We start from the raw sequence: 16,106 nt of genomic DNA, 5'->3' as shown, positions 1-16,106 counted from the left end.
TTTTCGACCCTCAATTAATGCAATGCGACTGACAGCGGCTATGCACTTATTATACAAATCCACGAAGAATGAATCTAGAGATATTGGAGGAAATAATTATCATGGTGATTCAGGTCCGGTATGCGTAACTACGTCTAAGCAAGGCAATAACATATTATTTCATGCCATGATTGAAGCCGCCGTTCAGGCTGGTTATCCAAAAACTGAGGATTTAAATGGATACCAACAAGAAGGTTTTAGACCAATGGATAGGACGGTAACTAAAAAAGGGCGACGTTCAAGTACGGCAAGAGGTTACTTAGACTTAGCTCGTTCTAGAAATAATCTTAAGTGCAGGAGCAATTGCGTAGTCTGAAATTCTTCAACGTTCGGAAATTGGTCCAAAATAACTATTACAGGAGTTAGATATAGCCATTGTAAATGAATTAGCTGGAATTGGGCAGAACTTAGAAGATCATTTAGAATTGTATTTGCAATATGAATGTAAACAACCCGTATCGATCTATCCGGCAACTAAATGGTTTAATAAACTATTCATTGGAATGAATTGGCTATTTAGAGGCAAAGGTATTAGCGCGAGCAATCAATTTGAAGCCGGTAGATTTATTAAAACTGACACAAAATTTCCATGGCCAAATATTCAATACCACTTTCTACCTATAGCGGTGAATTATAACGGGAGTAATTCTATAAAATTTAAAACTTTTCAAGTGCATATGGGATAGATGTGTTCGCCTAGCAGAGGAAAAATTAAAATAAAGTCAAAAGACCCTCGTGTCCCTTCAAGCATTTTATTTGACTATATTTCTCACCAGCAGGATTGGGAATAGTTTCGAGCTGGTATAAGAATTACTAGGGAGATTTTTACGCAACCGGCCCTTGCGACTTATGTAGGTAAAGAAAGAAATTTATCCAGAAATAAAAATTCAAACTGATGAACAATTAGATGAATTTATTTCTAAACATGGAGAAAATGTATACCATCCTTCCAGTTCAAATAAAAATGAAGTATGACAGAATGAGCGTAGTCGATGCAGAGGGTAGACTCCATGGAATTCAAAACCTAAGGGTGGTAGATGCTTCTATAATGCCTGAAATTATAACGGGCAACTTAAATGCTTGCACTATTATGATGGCTGAAAAGATAGCCGATACAATACGGGGTCTACCTCCATTGCCGCCAATCCCTGTTGATTATTTTATCGCTGATAAATTTAATGATAAACAATAAATCAATCTGATAAAATCATCAGCCAATAATTAATGCTTTAATAATTTAAAGCATAACTTCTTAGGCTTAACCTATTAATATTTAATATGGTTTTACCTAACAACTAATATTTTCCATCCTCCTTAGCCACAAACTTTTATACACCTTCACGCTAAAATTATAATTTTAGCCTAATACAATAAATAACTAAAAAACAGATGCGTAAAAATAAATTTTGCGTTAATGTAATGTTTGGAATAGTTAAGGATGGATGAATTCTAATGGATATATTTTTGTATCCATTATTAGATAGGGAAATCGCTCACATTTAAAATCACTGCATACCACTAAAATTAAACCTTAATTATTAATTAAGGTCCTATTCTAAAGGAGTTCAAATGAGTTTTAAACTTACACATCTAAAATCAACATTTTGCATTCTCACTCTGATGGCCTCAATGTCCACTCTTGCTGAAACATTAAAAGTGGGGATCTTTGCAGGTAAAGAATATGAAGTTGCAGAAGTCGCCGCAAAAATTGCCAAGGAAAAATTTAATTTAGACGTTGAATTGATTGAGTTCAATGATGGCGTTATTCCTAATGAAGCGCTGGATAATGGTGATATTGATTTAAATGCGTTTCAACATCAGCCCTATTTAGATGAACAAATACAAACTAGGGGATATAAATTAGTCACAGTCGGTAATTCCTTGGTTTATCCACTTGCGGCTTATTCTTACAATATAAAATCATTAGATGAGCTTAAAAATGGTAGTACAGTGACACTGCCGAATGATGCAACAAATCTTGGTCGTGCGCTTTTATTATTAGAAAAACAGGGGTTGATTAGTGTAGATGATGCCGCTGGATTAAATCCAACATTATTAGATGTGACTGAAAATCCAAAAGATTTAAATTTAATTGAACTTGAAGCACCACTTCTTGCGCGTTCATTAGATGATGACACAGTGGGTTTATCAGTAATAAATTCAAATGGAGCAAGCATTGCAGGCCTTACTCCTGCTAAAGATGGTCTGTTCATGGAAGATAAAGAGTCTGTTTACGTAAATATTATTGTCGCTCGTGAAGATAATAAAAATGACACCGCAGTAAAACAGTTTGTGGAAGCTTACCAAACAGATGAAGTTTATAAAAAAGCGTATGAAATTTTTGACGGAGCAGTTATTAAAGGTTGGGAATAATAACTGAGTTTAATAATGCTATAGTAATAGCATTATTAATTTTTTATTTGAATGAAATAGAATGGCTAGTTAATTAGCTTAATAAAGTAAGAGTGGTGTTTATTTAATTTCAAACAATGAAATTTCGATATTCCCACTCTACTCTGTTACTGATTTACTCGGAAATTTATTTAAGTGCATTCAAATACGCTTAAAAGGCTGAAAAATAGCCAAACGGTACCTATACTTCCCAAAGTCAGCATTTTTTAGTTGATAGATTGGTTAAGTTCCTTATAATAGATGGCGTAGTTGCCTGTGTGGCGAAATCGGTAGACGCAGTTGATTCAAAATCAGCCGCCTTCGGGTATGCCAGTTCGAGTCTGGCCACAGGCACCACTTAACTTTTAAATGCTTTCAATAAATTAAAAATTAAGTATCAAAACGGCAACTTATACCCAACTCCCTTTCAATAATTTTCAATATATTTAATAATATTTAAACCCTAAGGGCGCACAAATGGCACACCTCAGGGCAAGTTTAATTATTGAGGGTACTATGGCTAGTTTTACTAAAACCGAAAGAGGATTCCGTGCATTTATTAAAGTTGATGGCACAAGAGAATCTAAGTCATTCAAAACAAAACGCGAAGCAACCGAGTGGGCAACGGCCCGAGAGTTGCAAATCAGCGAATCCAAATCAAAACCACTTGGCGAACAATTTACTCTAAGAGATGCTCTAAGAAAGTGTCCTAAATTAGTTGACCACTACACCTTCTATATATAATGTCATCAAAAGAATTAAGATAATCACCAAACACAGCAGATAATTTTTCTCTAATTATCCTATTATCTTTATATTTTATAAGTATTTCTTTAGCTACAGGCAAGTTATCTAAATTGCCATCTATCGCTATATCTATAATTATCGGAACTAAAACCTCAAGTTCATGTTCATGTTCATGTTCATGTTCATGTTCATGTTCATGTTCATGTTCATTAAAATCATCATCTCTTATAAACCTTATAGCCGTACCTTGTTCCGATAAAGTATCAAGTGCTAGTAATAATTGCTCAAAAAAAATATAGACTTTCTGAAATAATATTTAGCAGAAAATAATTTCGTTTCAGACTCTTTTAATTTCATCCACTCATTAGAAAAAGTTATTTTATCTTTCATTTTTTACCACCATATTGCCACGGAATTGAGTTAAACAATTCTTTAAACTTATCCATTGACATATCCTGTGTTGGAAAAATAGTTGCATGACCAGGAGCATGTGGCGAACCAGGAATAACATCTTTACCATCAAGTTTAATACCTAGCCCCTCAGGTAACTGACTTCCTTCTGGAATTGTATGATAATGTCCGCTTAAAGGAGAATTATTAGGATTTAATGTAGTAGATGCACCTTGCGGCAATAACTCATTAGCCTGAGATTTTACCATACCATTAGCATCAACTTCTATATCCTTACCTGCCCTTGGTTCTCTTGGCTTACTCTTATTTCCAAAAGCACAATCTGCATTCAGCCCCAACGGATCCACCCACATCAGTGGATTCGGAGCATACTGATACAGATTTATGCCACCTGCAAGTCCTATCGGGTCTTGCTGTGTGAAGCGCCCTGTTTCTGGATCATAGTACCTAAAGGTATTGTAATGCAATCCCGTTTCTTGGTCAAAATATTGCCCCTGAAAACGCAAGGGTTGACCGTAAAGTAAAGTGACTTGGTTTTTTGCAGGGCGACGATAATTCCCCCATAAATATTCTTCTGTTTCAAAAATGAGCTCGCCTTGCGCACTTGATAAAGCATATGGGGCACCATTAAGCTGAGTGTGATAGTAAACCCTATCAATTAGGATAGTTGTTAATAATTTTATAGTACACTATCATTAAATAATAGGGTTTGTTTATTGGTACAATGAAGTACATAGACATAAAGGCATTAAATATGTCACGCCAGGGCAGCGTTATAGACAAGAAGATAAAGGGTTACTTGAGTTAAGGAAACTCGTGTATCAAGCAGCACTCTTGATGCATCCTGAACGCTGGAAAGAGCGTAATACACGTAATTGGGATAGGATTAATATTGTGATCTTAAACCCAGTTAAGAGTCACAATCTAACACATGAAAAAAACACACATTTATTAGATAAAAAGGGAAAAGTCGCTTGACAGCCGTCGCTACTTCCACTAATTTGCCAGTATTCTTATTTCTCACCCACATTCCTCCTTTATCTCGAATCCGCATTTCTTTTGCTAATTGTTTATCCTTATTAGCCATTAAACTTGTTACTTCAACGTCTTTCCACTTACTGCCACTACAATTATAGGGTTAGATTTTTAATAGCTGAATGGTTACAATTATTTATTCATAAAATAAATAGAGATCATCTTTTTATTATTTTCACACTCGCACCATTCTGGTGTTATAAAAAATCCATCGGATAAAAATCTTTTTAGTTTATTGATAGCCAAAGCAATAGAATCATATGACAAGTATAAACTAATCAATGAACGTTCGATTTCGATATAATCATAGTCATCATCAGATAGCCCAATTTCTAAAGTGGAGTAAGATTTATCATTACCACTTTCCAGTACACAAAAAATTCTTTCGTTTTCATTAAATAACTTATCAAGTAGAAATAATAGAGAATTAGCATCATCATTATTTACATAAAAATGCAAACCACCTAAATTTTTTTTTATTATCAAGGAATACCTCCTAATTCCAGAGGAATGTGGACATTTTTAATAACTGAGAAATTACCACTACTCGTTGGTTGTAGGAATTCGAGATGAATATGAGGTTTTCCTGGAATATTTGGCATTCCCATCCCATGTCCATTCCCATTGAATGAATAATCATCGGGTTTAACACGAAATTGCCTTTGTCCATCAATACTTCGCCATTTACCATCACCCACTTTTACATAATTATCACCTAAAAATTTCAACCTCTCCTCAGAGAGGTTTTTGCATTAATAGTTCGTCTATTTTCAGAAAAATTTTGAGTTGATTTTTTAGATTTGTCTTTACCTGAAGAGACAGAAGAATTTCTGCATCCAGGTTCATATTTCCACCCCAACGGATCCACCCAGATTAATGGATTGGGTGCATATTGATACAGATTTATGCCACCAGCCAGACCTATCGGGTCTTGTTGGGTGAAGCGCCCTATTTCTGGGTCATAGTACCTGAAAGTATTATAGTGAAGCCTTGTCTCTTCGTCAAAGTATTGCCCCTAAAGTCTCAGAAGTTGCTCAAACTGCTGAGTGATTGGTTTTGAATGACCATACATGCAATAAGTCGGTGTGTGTTCAATGTATTTGCCAAATACATCAAAAACCCGTGACCAGACTAAATCACCTGTTTCATTTGTAACATCTAATGGGAGTCCATTAATTTCATTATGGTAATAATAGAGCTCACTCGTTAAATAGCCCTCTGTTTGTAATGCGCAGGCAATCGGATGATATGCATCGGTTGGACTGTAAAACCAAGTCCGCTGTTTCACGCCTTTTCGTTCTTGTAATAATCTAAGTCCATGCCAGATGAAATTTGTTTCTTTGATGTTCTCACTATCAATTCTATTTATTTTTTTGATTCGTCGCCCTAAAGCATCATAGTGATAACTCACTTCATCAGTTTGACTCCGCTGACTAAATCTCACCCCAATTAATTGATTAGACGCATTATATCTTAAATAGGTGATTTTACCATTTGCGTGACGCTCAATCAGGTTTCCAAATGCGTCATATCGATTCAATAATCGTTGGTAGACCTTCAAGCGGTTATCACGAACAGGCTCCACCACTTTGCGCTGTTGTTCATCCCAATAACCAATAGCTTGATTTAAGATATTATCGGCCGCGTCATAATGCATCTGCTGCTCTTGATAACCTGCCCTTTGATTAAATACCCCAGTTATACGTCCTTCTGCATAATAGTCATAATAGTATGTACCACGCAATGCGTCATTGCTGGCTATCAACTCATCACTCGCAGAGTACCCATATTGACGCCAAAGCAGCCCCTCCTCGGGTCTTTGCAAGGAACTGGCAATTTTATTGTTAATACTGCTTTGCCATGTTTTTCGTCCCTTAACGTCATACGATTGATGCTGAGTTAATACCCCTTGGGTCCTCGATATCTCTCTATGCAGTGCGTCACGCTCAAAATCGGAAACAGTTTTACCGTTATAGGTCACAGCTAGCGTATGACCTGAGCCATAGTGCAACCAATTAATGCGATTGCCATCAGAAAGTTCAAGTTGTTTTAAATTACCTAACTCATCGTACTGATAGCTCTGCTTACCTGATAGGGTTAATTCTTCTGTTACTCGACCTAAGTTATCATACTTAAATTCGATAACGTCGGATAATAAACCGAGCTCTGCACCAAGGGCCGTTGGCGTTTGCTCTATTCGGATTAATCTATCTAAGGTATGCCATTTATACTGGTAGGAAACATCATCTAAAATTTTATGGATTAGGCGACCTAGTGCATCTCGTTTAAAATACGTAAAACGTTTTGGTTGTTGATAGTGAGAACATCAAGAAAACCCATTTCATCTGGCATGGACTTAGATTATTATAAGAACGAAAAGGCGTGAAACAGCGGACTTGTTTTTACAGTCCAACCGATGCATATCATCCGATTGCCTGCGCATTACAAACTGAGGACTATTTAACAAGTGAGCTCTATTATTATCATAATGAAATTAATGGACTCCCATTAGATGTTACAAACAAAGCAGGTGAATTAGTCTGGTCACGGGTTTTTGATGTATTTGGCAAATACATTGAACACACACAGACTTATGGTTGGTCAATGGAATCCCAACAGGACAGGTTATATTAATGCAGCGGAAGAACACCTAAATAACAAAGTGAGTGGCAATCAAACAGGAGGAACGTGCTAACTATGTCTAAGCGAATTATTTGGAAAACTGGCGATCTAGTTAATATTAAGTTACGTGATAACCTATATACGATAGGCCAGATGTTAACCAGTCCAGCAATGCGATTTTACGATATATCGAATGCTGATGGTGTATGGGAAAGTATAGATTTAAATCAAGTAAAACCATTATTCAGGTTTTTTGTTGGAAACGTGATAAAAAAATATTTGATTACTGAAAAGATAAAGGTAAAGTCGGTTGTGCCAAGTCATAAACCTTATGAGCCATATTGGATAGACACTTATACACTGACGATGGATGGGGAACATTATAAAGGAGATAGATTTAGCTTCCCTTTTCTTGGCGGAAGAATCATTGACCTAAGCCCTGATGGAAATGTTAGTGTCACACGGGCTCCAGTAATACAAGAAGATCTGTCTCTACCACAAGATCGTGAGTTAATAGAAAAATATGAATTAACTAACATGTGGGGTCATGAGGCTTTAAGCGATCGCCTATGTCGTTATTTTGATACCGGTATAAATCGTGATGATTTAAAATTTGAAGTCTTTCCCGGGCTATGGGATGACAGAGAACAACTTCGGCCGTTAACTCGTCGGTTACCTGTTCCATTAAGATAAAGCTTGAGGTGATCTTGACGATCTTTTGGGCCTTATTTTATCAACTCGTTACTCATTATATGTATTTTCTAAGTTATTTTTATATTAGATTTTTGAAAAAATTTTTTTTGGGGCTTTTTTTGGAAAATAATTCAATTTTTCTTCTTTTTAACGAAATATGTCAGCATTTTTCCCCTTTTTTAGCCTTTTAGCCAAAATTTATGCGTAGTTAGCCTGTAATTGCTCTAATTCTTTTTTAATTGTAGTCGCTCTTTTGAGATTTAATACCAGACAACGCATGGAAAAACTTAGCGCATTTCTCTTTAGGCCTTTATATCTAGCTTGCCCCATCCCTAGATGCATTTTACCTAGCCCAAAGATACTTTCTACTCGGCTTCTTATTCCACTACAGACTCGATTGAATGCCTTATCTTCTTTTATTAACGGTTTATTACGATAGGCCCGCTTTAATATTTTATTCTTAATACCTTTCGACTTTAGTTGTTGCTCAGTTTTCTCGCTTGCATAAGCACTATCCGCATAAACCTCTACTTCATGACCTGTCAGTAATTCCTCAAAGACCTGCGAATCATGTGATTTTCCAGTGGTTACGACTGCCTTAGTGATAAGTCCATCTTCATCACAGGCTATGTGACCTTTAAATCCATAGGTCGTTTTCATTTTGCCATCTGAGCCTGTTTTAACATTATAACTCGCGTCCTTATCTTGGATATTTGCACCCGCTTTGTTTATATTAGGCCTATTGTTCAGCGCTTTTATCACTGTCGCATCTATGATGCTTACCGAGCCTTTCTGTACGATTATCGATTGCTACGCAAGTTGTTGATTGATGTTATCAAATAGAATATTAACTAAATTTGCTTTCTCAAGTTTTTCTCTAAAACGCCATATCAACGAATGATCTGGAATCGAGTCATTGAGATTCAACCCAACAAATTGACGAAATAATAAATCTCGTGCCAGCATATTCTCCATTTTAACATCACTCAAATTATGCCATGACTGTAATAAGAGAATTTTAAACATCATGATAGGCGCATAAGACGATGCGCCTAAACGATTTGTTTTATTCGCTATAAGCACATTTAATATGTTAATAATTTGCTCCCAATCAATGAGTGCATTTATTGCATCAAATTCCTCAAAGGCTTTATGTTGTTTAATGCTATTATTGGTGAACTGTAAGCTGGGTTGAATATTTTTCCAAATGAGCTTTTATCCTAACTTGTTGATTTTATTTACTATACCACCAAAAGAATAAAAAAAATCAATAATTGATTAAATATTACACAGAAATTCAAAGCTCTCTATATATTTATTTTCTGTAATTATTTAGCTGTAAATAGCTATATAATTAAATGCTTTTTATGAATAAGTGAGCTTTTATACCCTACATTGCAAAATAAGCGATCATTAATAAATTCAATTTAAGTTGTTTTAAAGATGATACCCTCAAACCAGAATACTTTACGCGTGGTGCATTTGCGCGTATGTACGATAGAGTTTACCAGGCTGGAATCGATGAAATCTATGAGACTATTGCTATGAAAGTACTCAAAAATCTTAATTTGGTTGCTAGCACAGTCCATATTGAGACAACTAGCATTCATCTTCATGGTACCAAGTATGACAAAGCCGTAAAAAATATGATATCCGCGCTGAATGTCAAGCATAGATATAGCTCTGACCACCGTCCGGATTTGCCCCCAGAATGCGTTGATTTCGGGAGAGTAAAATTCACCTAAACATCAACACGTATTAAATTATTAGAGTTAATCACTGAGGCAGTATCAAATGGGGCCAGACCTTTTAGATGCTGTGAGGTGATAGGCGTTTCCTATGCAACTTACCTTAAATGGAGGAAGAATAAAGATCTAAGTCTTAATGTAGATAAGCGATTGAAAGAACATTTAAATCTATGATTTTGAGTCTAAAAATAAACTCTCAGAATTTGAGTACCACATGCTGAATCGTTATCTGAATTGCGAAAAATATAAGCACCTATCGCCTATTCAAATCGTACCGAGACTCATGGATGATAAGGGTATTTATATTGCATCAGAATCCACATTCTATCGTTTTATGAGATTAACAGGACAAAATACTCATCGCGGTAGTACGAGAAAACCCAGAGCGTCAAATAAACCTAATGAGCTTGTGGCAACAGCGAGCAATCAAGTCTATTGCTGTGATATTACTTACTTGAATTCCAATGTGAAAGGACAATACTTCTATCTTTATATGTACATTGATATCTTTGATAAATATATCACGGGTTGGCAAGTCTTTGACTCAGAAAGTGCAGAGAATGCCTCTTTATTGATACAAAATATTTATGCAAAAGAGAATATCTAACCCAATTACTTAGTGATTCACTCAGATAATGGCTCTCCTATGAAGGAAGCACCTATGACGGCGAAAATGATGAAATCAGTATTTGATATTAATTTTAGAGAATCGGTAATATTCAATTTAACAAGGGGATGATTTTAAATGCTGATGAAGCTGGCAAAAGTTTAATCTCCCCCTGACATACCTGTACTATGAATATAAAGCTTTAGCATTTAAATTTCCTTCAATCCATTACATCAATTAATAAGTTGGATTTGTCGATATTTGAATCAATTGAACGACACGTTGAACAGGAATTTATGCCTAAACGCCTTTCTTGCCACCAGTTCTTTCCTATATAACCAATCGCAACAAGCTTAATTTCATGTATATTACGTTTTAATGGGATGGATGATCTCCACACAACACTAAACCTTTGTTCATAAGGTTCAAAATACAGAGTGTCGACTACAGGTTGAATCTCTAACGCTTCATAATCAGTTTTTAATATTCTTAACGGTAGTTTATTTAATTTTGGTAGTTTAAACTGAACAAGAGGATATCCTTTAATAAGATTTACCAATTCCACTGATTCGCCACCTATAGGATAAGCAATTATTTGATTTTGAGGGGCACACTGAAAAGACCGATTATCAAAATCATCAGGTAAAAATGGTGATTTAGTTCTTCTCCAAATATCATCATAAGTACCCGCATATTTTAGTCGATTTGGATGACTTCTTGAAATAGCACAAAATGCAATAGGTTCAACGGATTCTTCTGGCTTTTCCATTGAAGACAAGTGAGGGTAAAGAAGTGGGAAAGGAAATAAAAAAAACTACAAAAAAAGATTTAAAAATTAAAAAATCTTGCAAAGACTATTTTCTTACCTGTTTTTACCGGAACGACACGATTCTTTTAATCTTTTAATCTTTTAATCTTTTAATCTTTTAATCTTTTAATCTTTTTTTAGTTTTTAAAGTCCTTTTACATTTAATTCTTTATATCTATCGCAACCGAACTGTGAACCATTATCACATGCTATTCCATAATATTTCTTAGCTTTCTGATAATTTTGCCTTACTCCCCGACCATTACTATACATAAAACCGAGCTCAACTGGAGCTCTTACATGACCCTGATTAGCCGCTAATTCATAATATTCCTTAGCTTTCTCATAATCTTGTTTTACTCCCTCACCTAAATAATATATAGTACCGAGACCAAATTGCGCATTTGCATTACCTTGATTAGCCGCTAATTCATAATATTCCTTAGCTTTCTCATAATCTTGTTTTACTCCCTCACCTAAATAATATATAGCACCGAGACTCAATTGCGCATTTGCATTACCTTGATTAGCCGCTAATTCATAATATTCCTTAGCTTTCTGATAATCTTGTTTTACTCCCATACCGAAATAATATATAGCACCGAGACCAAATTGCGCGTTTGCATCACCTTGATTGGCTTTTTTTTCTAATTCTGAAATATTTGCAAAGACAGAAAAAGAGATTAAACATAAAACGATAAATATTTTTTTCATACGCTTATTTTTTCATTTCCTTTAGCATTTTATTCATTTTATTAGTTACTTGCACTATGCTAGTTCAAGTGTAATACCTCCATTTTTAACTCTAATTAAAAATAGAAAATTTGTTAATTTAATTTTAGGTGTATTTTACCTATTGCTGAATTTGATCTTTCGTTATTGTACATCAACAGCCACTATGTCGCAATGTTCTGTGCTTCATAAAGACTATCGAATGAAAACATATCTAATAATTCTTCTCGGACAGTTCTATTAAAACGCTCTATGTAAGCATTTTGAGTTGGTTTACCAGGTTCAATATAAAGCAATTGAATGCCTTCTTTTTCCACCCAATCTATCAGTTTACCGGAACTTGTCAAGATAGTTGTTAGTTATTTATAATTTTTACATACTAAGCTACATTTTTGTATAATCCATCTCAGACACAAGTATCGAAATTAACGAAGTTCTTATCCGTTCTATTTCCTGTAATTCGACATTCCATAAAAAAATTTTATCATTTATCTTTTTCAAGCTACCATTCTTCGAACTGCTTTCTATCCATGTTTTTAATTCTCCAACCTTTGTTTGTTGAAGTAAACAATCTTTAGATAAAAAATTCATCTCATAAACATCTCTGATATTTCCACTATAGACCTTCTCAGAACCCCACATCCAGTTAGAGATTCTTTTTCTTTCTTCATCCGAACGGAAGCTTCTTTTTCCGTTTGAATAAATGACGCCAAACATATAACAAGATGGTCCATACTTATGTTGCATTTTAAATCCGTATCCGTAATCAAAATTAAATTCATGAACAATATCAGTAGCTATTTTTTCAAAGTTGAACGGACGAGAATACATAAAATCTTTATCAAACATCAATGTCATCTCATTTTTTCTGCGATCGTCGTGTGATAAAGAACAATAAACTAATGGATAGTACGCAGGTGCTTCTTGTGAACTCGAACATTGTAGCCCAATTGATGTAATCGAATCTTTATCAAGTTTAGCAATTTTTTATGTATAGAGGAGAACTTCATCAACTTTCCTCGTGACCCAGGATAACTAATTCCATAGTGAGTCAACTTAATATCAAGCGACTCCATTAAGCATTCGAAATATTTTATCCACTCTAAAAAATCAATTTTTCCGTCTTCTTTCATAAAACTTACTGAATCACAATAAATATCATGTCTCATTTTTAGTTATCTCGTAGTTGGTGAAAATACATCAACATCTCCCGGAAGATGCGTTCCATTCACAGGAAAACTGGCTAAAGCTACCTGATTCCTTTCCCGAAGAACTCTCACCTCATCTGTTTTTGACTGAATTTCAATAGCATCTAGTTGCCCTGACTTATGTTCAATTAATACATCGGGTCGCCTATTCGGAGAAATCGTTTTTTTAACTAATACTTTGTTATATCCACGATCTAAATAAACAGTTTTAATATTTACATCTTTTGCTGCATTAATAGCCCTCCTATAACTTGCGAATTGATGGCCATCCGTTTTTGTTTTTTGAGCTTTACCAATGATTTTATCTCTCCATGGTTTATTAGGCTTATTTGTCCAGGTACAATCTTTTTTGTTATATTGCAAACCTAATGGATCTATCCAAATTATAGGATTTGGTCCATATTGATACAGATTTATGCCACCAGCCAAGCCTATCGGGTCTTGTTGGGTGAAACGCCCTGTTTCAGGGTCATAGTATCTGAAAGTATTATAGTGCAATCCTGTCTCTTGGTCAAAATATTGCCCCTGAAAACGCAGGGGTTGACCGTAAAGTAAAGTGACTTGGTTTTTTGCTGGTCGGCGATAACTGCCCCATATAAAGTATACCGAATTTCACTCACACCCTCTCACAGAAATGTACGTGACAATGATCTATAATCTTGAATCAGATCTTGGTTCAAGATTCCTTATTCCAATAGTCGGAACAGATGTCATTAATAAATCGTAACTATGCTCTAATACTTGACCCTCATCATTCAATAAATGGACTCCTTCTAGACATATTTTATAAATACCTTGAGGAATATCAATTTTATTCCAACCCGTATAATCATCCCAATCCCAAAAAATTATAATATCTGCGACATATAAATTATCAGATACATCTAAATAGAAATATTTATCACTAAAAATGATTTTCCTATTTTTATTTTCTGGTTGCTGATCAATATAAAATCGCACTAAATAATCACCATCATCTAATCCGAGAATTGGTAACGCTATGCCTTTATCTAAAGCAACCTCACCTAGATTTGATGAAGTAAAATCCTTTAGAATATTTTGTCCGTTTTGAATTCTCCCCCCAAACAACTCCAAAATATTTGGATAATTAAAAATAACTATCCCATTAAAATCAACACTCAATTTATATTGCTTTATCATTTCCTCCCCCCTAACTGATGATTCATTGAATCTTATTTACTCTTCTATTTGTACATCTGGTATTTGATGATTTTAATCGAGTGTTGTCATGGCTGCGGAACCACTTAATCAATTTAGCATGTGCCTCTTTTGGCGTTATATTTTTTGCAATTACTTTTCCAGTCGCTGGGATTCGCAATTCTCCACGGATATGTGATACAGAATCCAAGTTTCTTCCAGTAGCTTCAAAAAGATTTTCCGCAGAATCTTCCCAAGGCCCCTGAACTTTGCCTATATCATTCTTTATAGCTCTATGCAGCTCTTCATGCATACCAGACTCATAAGGAATTGGGAAAAATGTAGGTGTATTGCGTGCAGACCCTAATTCAGTTAAACCTATGCTATTAGCCTTATTTCGAGGTATAAGATGATGTCCCATACCGTCAGGATTCGAAGACCATGGCATCCATCCTAACGGATCAATCCACAGTAAAGGATTAGGAGTATATTCATACAGATTTATGCCACCAGCCAAGCCTATCGGGTCTTGCTGTGTGAAGCGCCCTGTTTCAGGGTCATAGTACCTGAAGGTATTGTAGTGCAATCCTGTTTCTTGGTCAAAATATTGCCCCTGAAAACGCAGTGGTTGCCCGTAAAGTAAGGTGACTTGGTTTTTTGCTGGGCGGCGATAATTTCCCCATAAATACTCTTCTGTTTCAAAGATGAGCTCGCCTTGCGCACTTGATAAGGCATAGGGGGCACCATTAAGCTGAGTGTGATAGTAAACGATTTCGTCTTTATCTATTTCATGCCAATGGTCAATCAGGGCCAATGGTGCATAGCTATTTTCTTCATAAGCATACCACCTTCTGTTCTCGGTTTTCGAAGCCTCGCTTTCTCCTGCGAGCCTCAATCCTTGCCAATAAAACAGTTGCTTCTTGCTTTTATATTCCACTAAAGTACGGTGGTGGTCATATACGTCGGTATAATATTGCGAGGTTTTACTTATCCAGTAAGCATCCGACAAACACATGTCGTTCATTCGATTTCGTCAAGTATAATAGGCATTATTGAGACTGAGATTCTTTAATTCTCAGTTTTTTGAATTGATTTGATCGGTAAGAGTTTGTCTATATCTTTGTATTTCCAAGTGGGCAACACTGCTAAGATTTCTCGTAACCCCTATCAATTAGGATAGTTGTTAATAATTTTATAGTACACTATCAAGCATAGACCACTTGACTGAGCAGCTTTCTTTAGGGAATAAAAGTAAGCATCCGAGCAACGCATCTAGAATAAGCCTATAAATTCACTAAACTAAGCATAATTTCAACCCATCGAGGATTATGCTTTATGAGAAAATACACAATACAAGAAAAAATCGCGCATTTAGAAGCGCGCGCAGCCTCTGGGCTTAAAATGGCTGATTATGCGACTTTGCATAATATTAACTTTAGCTCATTTAGGTGTTGGCCCTATCAAGTAAAAAAGGCTTTATCAGCTAAATCTATTCATTCAATTCAAGAAGCGCCTGTACATGCCACAGATGTGGTTGAGGATGAAATCACAAATAGTGCGTCTAAAAGTAAGCATCCGAGCAACCGGAACTTGTCAAGATAGTTTTTAGACCCTGTAAATAATTCTGTGTATTTGCCATTTTCATTTAAAGGTGATCTGTCAAAACCCACATTCCGCTGTTCAAAAAATGATTAATTAAAAAGTATTTTCGTGAACTTTATCACGATTTTAATTTAAGTTATTGATATTGCTACCAAAAAAATGATCAATTATGACTTTTTGGATGGTGATTATGAACTTTGATAATGTTGACGTATATGATTATGGCGTCTCTTCACTCTAGTAAGCATCCGAGGAACGCATCTAGAGTAAGCCTATAAATTCACTAAAATAAGCATAGTTTCAAC

The 16,106-nt window shown here is 35.3% G+C and carries 16 protein-coding genes, 1 tRNA gene and 7 pseudogenes; 9 read left to right on the top strand and 15 right to left on the bottom strand.

Annotation, left to right across the window (positions count from 1 at the left end; all coding sequences use genetic code 11):
* Positions 1-64 precede the first annotated feature (64 nt).
* From ACFFIT_RS05840 to ACFFIT_RS05825, 4 genes and pseudogenes are all read left to right on the top strand, one after another.
* Positions 65-1,231: pseudogene (locus tag ACFFIT_RS05840) on the top strand (GMC oxidoreductase); the annotation flags it as partial.
* Positions 1,232-1,608: 377 nt separating this feature from the next.
* On the top strand, positions 1,609-2,412 hold the full coding sequence (gene metQ, locus ACFFIT_RS05835; RefSeq protein ID WP_385876709.1) for a methionine ABC transporter substrate-binding lipoprotein MetQ: 804 nt from the start codon (positions 1,609-1,611) through the stop codon (positions 2,410-2,412).
* Between the two features lie 290 nt (positions 2,413-2,702).
* Positions 2,703-2,787: transfer RNA gene (locus tag ACFFIT_RS05830), tRNA-Leu, on the top strand.
* A gap of 120 nt (positions 2,788-2,907) precedes the next feature.
* Positions 2,908-3,174 (top strand): lysozyme family protein, encoded by a 267-nt coding sequence (locus ACFFIT_RS05825; RefSeq protein ID WP_385876708.1) that lies wholly within the window; start codon positions 2,908-2,910, stop codon positions 3,172-3,174.
* A gap of 389 nt (positions 3,175-3,563) precedes the next feature.
* On the opposite strand, the gene ACFFIT_RS13355 is transcribed toward ACFFIT_RS05825, so the two are convergent.
* Both ACFFIT_RS13355 and ACFFIT_RS05820 read right to left on the bottom strand, forming a co-directional pair.
* Positions 3,564-3,941 carry a Tse2 family ADP-ribosyltransferase toxin gene (locus tag ACFFIT_RS13355; RefSeq protein ID WP_446697449.1) on the bottom strand — a complete coding sequence of 126 codons (378 nt, stop codon included), beginning with the start codon at positions 3,939-3,941 and terminating at the stop codon, positions 3,564-3,566.
* Positions 3,918-4,103, bottom strand: a pseudogene (locus ACFFIT_RS05820) (RHS repeat-associated core domain-containing protein); the annotation flags it as partial. The gene ACFFIT_RS13355 and the pseudogene ACFFIT_RS05820, both read right to left, overlap by 24 nt.
* 301 nt (positions 4,104-4,404) lie before the next feature.
* Here ACFFIT_RS05820 and ACFFIT_RS05815 point away from each other — a divergent pair.
* Complete coding sequence (locus ACFFIT_RS05815; RefSeq protein WP_385876707.1) at positions 4,405-4,566, top strand: hypothetical protein; 162 nt, start codon at positions 4,405-4,407, stop codon at positions 4,564-4,566.
* Between the two features lie 189 nt (positions 4,567-4,755).
* Here the strand turns inward: ACFFIT_RS05815 and ACFFIT_RS05810 are convergent, their stop codons facing one another.
* The 4 genes and pseudogenes from ACFFIT_RS05810 to ACFFIT_RS13345 all read right to left on the bottom strand — a co-directional run.
* Entirely contained in the window at positions 4,756-5,109 is a 354-nt protein-coding gene (locus ACFFIT_RS05810) for a hypothetical protein (protein ID WP_385876706.1), read from the bottom strand.
* Positions 5,106-5,351, bottom strand: coding sequence for a hypothetical protein (locus ACFFIT_RS05805; RefSeq protein ID WP_385876705.1), 246 nt, complete (start codon positions 5,349-5,351; stop codon positions 5,106-5,108). Before ACFFIT_RS05805 ends, ACFFIT_RS05810 begins: the two co-directional genes overlap by 4 nt.
* Before the next feature lie 125 nt (positions 5,352-5,476).
* Positions 5,477-5,650, bottom strand: a pseudogene (locus ACFFIT_RS13350) (RHS repeat-associated core domain-containing protein); the annotation flags it as partial.
* Between the two features lie 75 nt (positions 5,651-5,725).
* Positions 5,726-6,280 (bottom strand): annotated as a pseudogene (locus tag ACFFIT_RS13345) (RHS domain-containing protein); the annotation flags it as partial.
* 725 nt (positions 6,281-7,005) lie between these two features.
* On the opposite strand from ACFFIT_RS13345, the gene ACFFIT_RS05785 reads away from it, so the two are divergent.
* Together ACFFIT_RS05785 and ACFFIT_RS05780 are read left to right on the top strand one after the other, a co-directional pair.
* Entirely contained in the window at positions 7,006-7,257 is a 252-nt protein-coding gene (locus ACFFIT_RS05785) for an RHS domain-containing protein (protein WP_385876702.1), read from the top strand.
* Between the two features lie 63 nt (positions 7,258-7,320).
* The gene (locus ACFFIT_RS05780; RefSeq protein WP_385876701.1) at positions 7,321-7,938 is read left to right on the top strand and encodes a DUF8309 domain-containing protein; all 618 of its coding nucleotides are present in this window, start codon (positions 7,321-7,323) and stop codon (positions 7,936-7,938) included.
* Positions 7,939-8,136: 198 nt separating this feature from the next.
* On the opposite strand, the gene ACFFIT_RS05775 is transcribed toward ACFFIT_RS05780, so the two are convergent.
* On the bottom strand, positions 8,137-8,739 hold the full coding sequence (locus ACFFIT_RS05775) for a transposase (RefSeq protein WP_385876710.1): 603 nt from the start codon (positions 8,737-8,739) through the stop codon (positions 8,137-8,139).
* 9 nt (positions 8,740-8,748) lie between these two features.
* Positions 8,749-9,066 carry a transposase gene (locus tag ACFFIT_RS05770; protein WP_512701384.1) on the bottom strand — a complete coding sequence of 106 codons (318 nt, stop codon included), beginning with the start codon at positions 9,064-9,066 and terminating at the stop codon, positions 8,749-8,751.
* Between the two features lie 834 nt (positions 9,067-9,900).
* On the opposite strand from ACFFIT_RS05770, the gene ACFFIT_RS05765 reads away from it, so the two are divergent.
* On the top strand, positions 9,901-10,293 hold the full coding sequence (locus ACFFIT_RS05765; RefSeq protein WP_385876699.1) for a DDE-type integrase/transposase/recombinase: 393 nt from the start codon (positions 9,901-9,903) through the stop codon (positions 10,291-10,293).
* 220 nt (positions 10,294-10,513) lie between these two features.
* Here the strand turns inward: ACFFIT_RS05765 and ACFFIT_RS05760 are convergent, their stop codons facing one another.
* The 7 genes and pseudogenes from ACFFIT_RS05760 to ACFFIT_RS13340 all read right to left on the bottom strand — a co-directional run.
* Positions 10,514-11,062, bottom strand: coding sequence for a DUF2169 domain-containing protein (locus tag ACFFIT_RS05760; RefSeq protein ID WP_385876698.1), 549 nt, complete (start codon positions 11,060-11,062; stop codon positions 10,514-10,516).
* A gap of 183 nt (positions 11,063-11,245) precedes the next feature.
* Complete coding sequence (locus ACFFIT_RS05755; protein ID WP_385876697.1) at positions 11,246-11,815, bottom strand: tetratricopeptide repeat protein; 570 nt, start codon at positions 11,813-11,815, stop codon at positions 11,246-11,248.
* A gap of 185 nt (positions 11,816-12,000) precedes the next feature.
* Positions 12,001-12,171, bottom strand: a pseudogene (locus ACFFIT_RS05750) (integrase core domain-containing protein); the annotation flags it as partial.
* A gap of 46 nt (positions 12,172-12,217) precedes the next feature.
* Complete coding sequence (locus ACFFIT_RS05745; protein ID WP_385876696.1) at positions 12,218-12,682, bottom strand: hypothetical protein; 465 nt, start codon at positions 12,680-12,682, stop codon at positions 12,218-12,220.
* A gap of 715 nt (positions 12,683-13,397) precedes the next feature.
* Positions 13,398-13,584 (bottom strand): annotated as a pseudogene (locus ACFFIT_RS05740) (RHS repeat-associated core domain-containing protein); the annotation flags it as partial.
* Between the two features lie 108 nt (positions 13,585-13,692).
* Positions 13,693-14,202: a hypothetical protein gene (locus tag ACFFIT_RS05735; protein ID WP_385876695.1), complete on the bottom strand. Its 510-nt coding sequence runs from the start codon at positions 14,200-14,202 to the stop codon at positions 13,693-13,695.
* Positions 14,203-14,224: 22 nt separating this feature from the next.
* A pseudogene (locus ACFFIT_RS13340) lies at positions 14,225-14,830 on the bottom strand (RHS repeat-associated core domain-containing protein); the annotation flags it as partial.
* A 704-nt stretch (positions 14,831-15,534) separates the two neighbouring features.
* Here ACFFIT_RS13340 and ACFFIT_RS05725 point away from each other — a divergent pair.
* Positions 15,535-15,801 (top strand): hypothetical protein, encoded by a 267-nt coding sequence (locus tag ACFFIT_RS05725; protein WP_385876693.1) that lies wholly within the window; start codon positions 15,535-15,537, stop codon positions 15,799-15,801.
* The last annotated feature ends 305 nt before the right edge of the window (positions 15,802-16,106 follow it).

The sequence above is a fragment of the Thorsellia kenyensis genome, from assembly GCF_042432445.1.
GTDB classification, from domain to species: domain Bacteria; phylum Pseudomonadota; class Gammaproteobacteria; order Enterobacterales; family Thorselliaceae; genus Thorsellia; species Thorsellia kenyensis.
This window is presented reverse-complemented; position numbering and strand designations above follow the sequence as displayed.